The organism is Clostridium sp. (assembly GCF_036643715.1).
Taxonomy (GTDB): domain Bacteria; phylum Bacillota; class Clostridia; order Clostridiales; family Clostridiaceae; genus Clostridium.
Genome location: NZ_JAVXRL010000079.1, coordinates 1 through 8,172, shown reverse-complemented (window position 1 = coordinate 8,172; position 8,172 = coordinate 1). Strand labels below are relative to the sequence as shown.

Genomic DNA, 8,172 nt, shown 5'->3' with positions numbered 1-8,172 from the left:
ACATGACTAGTATGAGGGAACATATCAACTGGTTGAACTTCTTTAACTTCATACCCGTCACTAGCAAGCACCTTAAGGTCTCTAGCTAGAGTACTTGGATCACATGATACATATACTACCCTTTCAGGTTTAACCTCTAAAATAGCTTCAAGAAGCTTCACATCGCAACCCTTTCTTGGTGGGTCAACAACAATAACATCAGCCTTAATGCCATCTTCAATAAATTTTGGAATAACTTCCTCAGACTTACCAACAAAAAACTCAGCATTAGTAACATTATTAATTTTAGCATTTTCCTTGGCATTAATAATTGCAGGTTCAATAATTTCAACTCCGTAAACCTTCTTAGCATTCTTAGATAAGAAAAGAGTTATAGTTCCAGTACCACAGTAAGCATCAAATACAGTTTCATTTCCAGTAAGATTTGCATACTCTAATGCTTTTCCGTATAAAATCTCTGTTTGAACAGGATTAACTTGGAAGAAAGAAAGTGGTGATATATCAAACTTAAATTCACCAATATAATCTTTAATAGTATCGTTACCCCATAAAGTAATACATTCTTCACCTAATATTACGTTAGTATCCTTAGAGTTAACATTAAGAACTATACTTTCAATTCCATTAACTTCATTTCTAATTGCTTCTATGTACTCTTCAATATGTGGTATATCCTTCTTAGTTGCAACTAATACAACCATAACTCCACCAGTCTTGAAGCCTTTTCTAATCATTACATGTCTTAATAAACCTTTTTTATTAAACTTTCCATTAACAAATGCAGGTTCTATGTTGAACTTTAAAGCCCACTCCTTAGTTATCTTAGAAACTTTATCTCCATCTTCATCTTGGATTAAACATTCATCGATATCAACAATATCGTGACTTCTTGGTGCGTAGAATCCTATTGATAACTTTCCATTAACCATTCCTATAGGAAGTTGAACTTTATTTCTATATCTATAAGGATGCTCTTCCATTCCAATTGGATACTTAACTATATCTTCTGATAAGCCAGCAATTTTCTTCATGCAATCTTTAACTCTTGCATACTTAAAATCAAGTTGAGTTTTATAATCCATATGTTGAATCTTACATCCACCACATCTTTTAAAATTACTGCATTTAGGTTCAACTCTTCCTTCTGAAGCTTCAATAACTTCAATTAGTCTTCCATATGCAAAATTCTTATTAGCCTTAACTATAACAACTTTAACCTTTTCACCTTTTAAGGCTCCTTGTATGAAAATAGGATATCCTGAAATCTTTGCTACCCCTTCACCTTCATACCCTTCATTAATTATATCTAAAATGTATTCTTCATTCTTTTTTACCATTATAATTCACCTTTTTCTTCACTTTTGTAATATTGATTATAACATAAACTTATAATTGTAGTGAAAATTTTATTTATGAAAATTGCTAAATATTATAATTAAAAATAGACTGCATCAAAATAAACTTTAATAAGTTACTCGATGCAGTCTTTTTGACGTAAAATATTTGGTCATATTACGCTTTTTTAAGTTTTGATTTAAAAAGTATTAAACTTCCAATACCTATAAGTACAGTGGCTGCACTTACGCCTACAATTGTGGCATTCCTTAACCTTTCCTTGCAAACTAAAGCAGTTATTTCTTTCATACTAATACACCTCATATTCTATAAAATTTTGTTTATTTTATTTATGGGCTTAATCTATATTATGATTCTTCCCCTTTATAAGTTAACTAAACTATAAAATAAAAAAATATTTAATTAGTATGATTCTATAAATGTCTCACACTGTGTTTCAGTGTTATCCCTTGGTGCATTGCCAACAATAATTAAGTTTCTAGCTTCGCATTTATTGTCAGCATTATAAAAGCATTTAGTTGCACTGCAAGAAACTAATGGGCTGATTTTTATTTCATCCTTTGAACTAACCATTTGAACAATTTCACCAATAAAGTCTGTATTAGTTACAGCTTTTATTGCATTGCCTATCGTTTCAACTCTAAAGTTACTGCAGTAAGTTTGGCTTGATGTGTATGCTTCGTCTCCTTCTATTAAAATGTACTCAGCACCACACATCCCACCTTCATTATTTACACAGTTGTGTGCTGTACATCCTAGCGTAGTATTCATAAAATCACACTCCTCTTAAATGTTCTTATTTGTTATTATTAAACAAAGAGTGCTTATTTATTCAACTAACTATTCAGCTGCTCTATTATGAACGTTCCAAGTAAATGAGAAGAATACTATTGCAAGTATACATGAAGCCATAAGTAACATAAATCCACCATTCCAGCTAAATTTATCTACAACAGCTCCCATTGCTACTTCTGCAAATACTTGTCCACCCATATATCCAAACAATCCAGTGAAACCTGCTGCAGTTCCAGCTGCTTTCTTTGGTACTAAGTCCAGAGCACTCACCCCTATGAGCATTACAGGACCGTATATAAGAGCACCTATTGATGCTAATGCACAGTTTATAGCAATTGGACTACTACTCTTCCAGTATACGTATATAGCTATGAATACCCCAATCATACAGAAGATTCCAAGTGGAGCTCTTCTACCATGGAAAACCTTATCACTAAGCCATCCAATTATAATTGTTCCAGGTATTGCTGCATATTCGAATAATGCAAAGGCAACTGATGACTGATGCATACTAAACCCTCTTACTTCCTCTAAGTATGTAGGAACCCAGTTTATTACACCATATCTTACAAGATATACAAATATATTCGCCATTGCGATGAACCATAAATATTTATTATTAAATACATATTTAAATAATATTTCTTTACCAGTTAATTCTCTTTCTCTATCATCCACATTAACATCTGGATAATCATCTTTATACTCTTCAATTGGAGGTAATCCAACAGATTGAGGAGTATCTTTTGCAAATATCATATAAAGTACACCAACTATTATTGCAATTATAGCTGGTAAGTAAAATATACCTTTCCAACCATGGAATAATGAAACACCTATTATAGCTACTGTTGCGATTAATCCACCACCAACATTATGAGCTGTATTCCATATTGACATCTTAACTCCACGCTCTTTATCAGAGAACCAGTGAGTTATAGTTCTTCCACATGGTGGCCATCCCATTCCTTGGAACCAACCATTTAGTAACATTAAAATAAACATTAATGTAACACTACTTGTTAATGGGAAGAATAAATTAACAACTCCGGAGGCTATTAATCCTATTCCTAAGAAAAACCTTGGATTGGATCTATCTGATATGTTTCCCATTACGAATTTACTTATTCCATAAGCTATCCCAAGTGCTGATGCTACGAACCCTAATTGAAATTTACTAAATCCTTGGTCTACTAAGTATGCTTTTGCAAGTGAGAAATTACTTCTTACAAAATAATATGTTAAGTAACCTATATAAATACTTATGAATACTTGTATCCTATATCTTTTATATGTAGGATCAATTTTGTCTTTTGGTAATCTAGGTATCGGCTTAGCCGGTTTTAGAAAGTTTAGCATAGTAGTTCATCCCCCTAAGTTTTATCTTTCGTTTTAGAAAAAAAAGACCATAATAAAAACATAACTAATGCTATGTATTTATTGTGGTCTTTCTCTAAATCTCTATACCAGTTATTTAATTTTTGTAAAATAGCGCTATTTCCGTTCTTAATAATACCTTTTAAAGTAAACATTTACAATAACTTTTTTATAATTTCAAACATATTTCACTATTTGTTAACTGACTGTTCATCTTAATTTAAATTTGGGCAAAAAAAGTAGCACCACTAAGGGTGCAATAGAATCAGTTGCCAATATAATCCTTAAATTATAACATACATTTTATAATTTTAACATATATATCAAAAAATATACACCTAATTTATTTTTTTATAAAAAAAATAACTCTCAGAGAAAATCTCTAAGAGTTATTTATATTAAAGTTTAAAACTATTTTACAACAGTTACTTTCATTAAGTTAGTAGCTCCAACTTCTCCAACTGGTACTCCAGCAGCTATAACTACTGTATCTCCAGCTTCAACGAATCCGTTGTTCTTAGCTGTTTCTACTGATTTGTTCATCATTTCATCAGTTGATTCAACCTTATCTGCTACGATTGAGAATACTCCCCATGAGAATGCTAATTGCTTAGCTACTGTTTCACTTGGTGTTACAGCTATGATTGGGCATTCTGGTCTGCATTGTGATAATCTCTTTGCAGTTGCTCCTGATTGAGTTGATGAAACTATTGCTGATGCTTGTAATTCGCTAGCAGCGTTACAAGTAGCTCTGCTGATAACTCCAGCTATAGCAGGTACATGGTTAGTTGCATGTGATACAGCAACTTTGTACTTTAATTGCTTTTCAGTTTCTTCAGCTATCTTAGCCATTGTTTGAACAGCTTCTACTGGGTATGTTCCGTTCGCACTTTCACCTGATAACATGATTGCGTCTGTTCCGTCTAATATAGCGTTAGCTACGTCTGAAACTTCTGCTCTTGTTGGTCTTGGGTTTCTGATCATTGAATCTAACATTTGAGTTGCAGTAACAACTGGCTTACCAGCTTTATTACATTTTTCTATTATCATCTTTTGAACAGCAGGTACGTTTTCTATTGGAATTTCAACTCCTAGATCTCCTCTAGCAACCATGATTGCATCTGATTCTTCTAAGATTGAATCTATGTTATCAACACCTTCTTGGTTTTCGATCTTTGAACATATTAATATGTCGTGTCCGCCGTTATCGTCTAATACTTTTCTTATAGCCTTAACGTCTTTTGCTTTTCTTACGAATGAAGCAGCGATCATATTAACACCGATTTCACAACCGAATACTAAGTCTGATTCGTCTTTCTTTGTTAATGCTGGTAATTGTATAGCAACTCCAGGAACGTTAACACCCTTATGAGTTCCAACTAATCCTGTGTTCTTAACTTCACATACAACAGCATTTCCATTAACTGATTTAACTTCTAATCCAACTAAACCGTCATCTATTAATATAGTGTTTCCTGGTTTAACATCGTTAGCTAATCCATCATAAGTTACTGAACATTTAGTAGCATCTCCTACTAAATCTTGAGCTTCTGCTCCTACATATATAGTGAATTCTGAACCTTTTTGTAATTCTAACTTACTTGGTTCGAACTTACCAGTTCTTATTTCTGGTCCCTTTGTATCTAAAACTACAGCTATTTCTTTGTTATATTTCTTAGCTAGTTCTTTTACTTTTAATATTCTTCCTTTGTGTTCTTCGTGGTCTCCGTGTGAAAAGTTATGTCTTGAAGCATTCATGCCTGATTCTATTATCTTTGATAATATTTCGTCTGTTTCACTTGCTGGACCTATTGTACAAATCATTTTAGTCTTTTTCATGTAAATAACACTCCCTCTTATTTTCTGATTGAGCCAAAATCTATATATAAAATTTATTTATAGCGATATTATTTTGATAGTATTTCTGCTATTTCGTAAGTTTCTTCATCGAATTTTCTTTCGATTGCTAAAGCTTCGTCAATATCCATATCAACTATCTTGTTTTCTACTGAACCAATAACTCTTGAAGTTTTTCCTTCAAGTAGTACATTTACAGCTTTTGCTCCCATTTTTGAAGCTAATACTGTATCGAAAGCACTTGGGCTTCCACCTCTTTGAATATGACCTAAAACAGTAGCTCTTGTTTCAATTCCTGTAACTTCTTCTACTTCTTTAGCTAATTCAAATGCTCCGCCTACTCCTTCAGCTAATAGAACAAGATTGTGCATCTTTCCATTTTGCTTTCCTTCTAGAATAGTTTTGCATAAGTCGTTCTTATCGAATCCTTTTTCTGGTGTAATGATTGCTTCTGCTCCACCTGCTAAACCAGCGTATAAAGCTATATCTCCACAATTTCTTCCCATAACTTCAACTATTGATACTCTTTCATGTGATGTTGAAGTATCTCTAATCTTGTTTATTGCATCTAATACTGTGTTTAAAGCTGTATCAAATCCTATAGTGTAGTCTGTATAAGATAAATCATTATCTATTGTTCCTGGTAATCCTACAGTTTTAACTCCTAATTTAGAAAGAAGCTTAGCTCCCATAAATGATCCGTCTCCACCGATTACTACTAAAGCGTCTACGCCATAAGCTTTTAATATCTTAACTGCTTTTTTTCTTACTTCTTCTTGTTTAAACTCTGGACATCTAGCTGTTCTAAGTACTGTTCCACCTCTTTGGATGATATCAGACACAGATCTTCTATCCATAGTGAATAATTCTCCGTTTATTAATCCACTATATCCTCTTTGAACTCCCATTACTTCTAAGCCTGCTGATAAAGCAGTTCTAGTTACTGCTCTTATTGCAGCATTCATTCCTGGTGCATCTCCACCACTAGTTAAAATAGCTATCTTTTTCATGTTTACTCCTCCTTCTCTACTTTAGGGACACTGCTAGTCCCACCAGTAACAAAACTTCCCACGTTTATATGACCGATTATAATTGTACATAAATTGTTGGAATTTATCAATGTAATTTGAGTAACTTTTTAAATGTATCGTTATTATATTATAATTATTCTATTTAAAATATTATTTTATTATATTATTTTGTCGTAATATTCTTACATTCCTTATTATACCCTATCGATTTTAAAATTATATACAATTTTCTGATTTTTCACGAATTGATTTTTGTAAAAATTTTCATTTACATTTCTTTTAATTTTAAACCATATTATTAACTATCTATCATTATTCTGCCCATTTTATTACTTTTTTAATAACCAAACATTGCAGAAATTGCTCATTTATTACGTAATTATAGAAATTCATTTCAAATTTGCTCACTTTTACATTACAATTATCCCTTTAATTCTACAAAATATCAATAGTACAAATTAAATTAAACTTGTTCTTTTTATAGATATATAAAAAAAATGGATTATATCATAAGAAACTTATATAAAAATCTCTTTGAAATAACCCATCTTTTACTATTTTGAAATTACCTTAATATTGTCTTCTCCATACTTTTCCTTTAAAACGGATACTATGTCGCTATCTAAATTAACCCAAGATTCTCTTGCAAGTCTATAGCTTTTTTTGTCTTTTGCATTAAAAACATACACTGCTGAGTCTCCTTTATAATCTGTAAATTCAGTTTTAAAGTCAGTATTTACTTTTTTCATCTCTTCTTTATCATTTACTTTTATATAAACTTTGTTTGAATCAACTTTTTCTAATCCATCAACTTTTTCACATATAAGCTTTGGTGGTTCATCTTCTTTAAGGTTTATTCTTCCCTTTATTGTAACTAGCGCATCTTCTGCTATAGACTCTCTAACACGATCTAATGTTTTAGGGAATACTATTACTTCTATTTCTCCGCCTAAGTCCTCAAGCTTTAAGAATGCCATTATAGTATTGTTTCTAGTAACCTTTTGCTTTACTTCTGTAAGTATTCCACCAAGTATTACTTGCTCATTATCTTTAATTGGCATTTGATCTACTATTTCATCGATAGAAATACCTTTTGAAATATTATCTTCTAACGCTTTATGCACTTTGTTTATTGTTGATACTGATGTTGTTGTTTGCATTTCTAAACTCTTTTTATATTCATCTAATGGATGTCCTGATAAATATACGCCTGTCATTTCTTTCTCCATTGATAGTAAATGTTTCTTTATAAATTCTCTTATATTTGGATATGTTACTTCAGGCATTGTTACTTCTTCATCTATAGTGAATAAGCTTATTTGACCATCTATATTTCTCTTCTTTTCACCTGAAACTCCATCCATTAGTTTTTCATAAACTGCTAATTGCTTTGATCTAAATATGTGGAAGCAGTCAAGTGCTCCAGCTTTTATTAAACTTTCAACTGCTCTTTTATTTATTGCTCCAAGTTCTAGTTTGTTTATGAAATCCATTATTGAAGTGAATTCTCCTTTTTGTTCCCTAGCTTTTATTATTGCATCAACTACGTTGACTCCAACATTTCTTATTGCTGCAAGACCAAAAATTATTTTGTCTCCTTCAACTGTGAATTTTGAAAAACTTTTATTTATATCAGGGGATACTACTTGTATCCCTTGGCTCTCTGCAAATTTAATATATCCTGCAACTTTTTCGTTTACTCCCATAACGGAGTTAAGCATAGCTGCAATCATTTCGACTGGATAGTACCTCATTA

7 protein-coding genes are annotated in these 8,172 nt (G+C 31.8%); all 7 read right to left on the bottom strand.

Annotated features, from left to right (window positions below; translation table 11 throughout):
* Window positions 1-1,337 (bottom strand): 23S rRNA (uracil(1939)-C(5))-methyltransferase RlmD (gene rlmD, locus RSF37_RS14400; RefSeq protein ID WP_332565080.1); only part of this gene is annotated, 1,337 nt, incomplete at its 3' end.
* A gap of 175 nt (window positions 1,338-1,512) precedes the next feature.
* On the bottom strand, window positions 1,513-1,644 hold the full coding sequence (locus RSF37_RS14395; protein ID WP_332565079.1) for a hypothetical protein: 132 nt from the start codon (window positions 1,642-1,644) through the stop codon (window positions 1,513-1,515).
* Window positions 1,645-1,758: 114 nt separating this feature from the next.
* Entirely contained in the window at window positions 1,759-2,127 is a 369-nt protein-coding gene (locus RSF37_RS14390) for a DUF1540 domain-containing protein (protein WP_332565078.1), read from the bottom strand.
* 69 nt (window positions 2,128-2,196) lie between these two features.
* Complete coding sequence (glpT, locus tag RSF37_RS14385; protein WP_332565077.1) at window positions 2,197-3,510, bottom strand: glycerol-3-phosphate transporter; 1,314 nt, start codon at window positions 3,508-3,510, stop codon at window positions 2,197-2,199.
* A gap of 429 nt (window positions 3,511-3,939) precedes the next feature.
* Window positions 3,940-5,367: a pyruvate kinase gene (gene pyk / locus RSF37_RS14380; RefSeq protein WP_332565076.1), complete on the bottom strand. Its 1,428-nt coding sequence runs from the start codon at window positions 5,365-5,367 to the stop codon at window positions 3,940-3,942.
* 68 nt (window positions 5,368-5,435) lie between these two features.
* Window positions 5,436-6,395: a 6-phosphofructokinase gene (pfkA, locus tag RSF37_RS14375; protein WP_332565075.1), complete on the bottom strand. Its 960-nt coding sequence runs from the start codon at window positions 6,393-6,395 to the stop codon at window positions 5,436-5,438.
* A gap of 575 nt (window positions 6,396-6,970) precedes the next feature.
* Window positions 6,971-8,172: helix-hairpin-helix domain-containing protein (locus RSF37_RS14370; RefSeq protein ID WP_332565074.1), on the bottom strand; the 1,202-nt coding region annotated here is incomplete at its 5' end.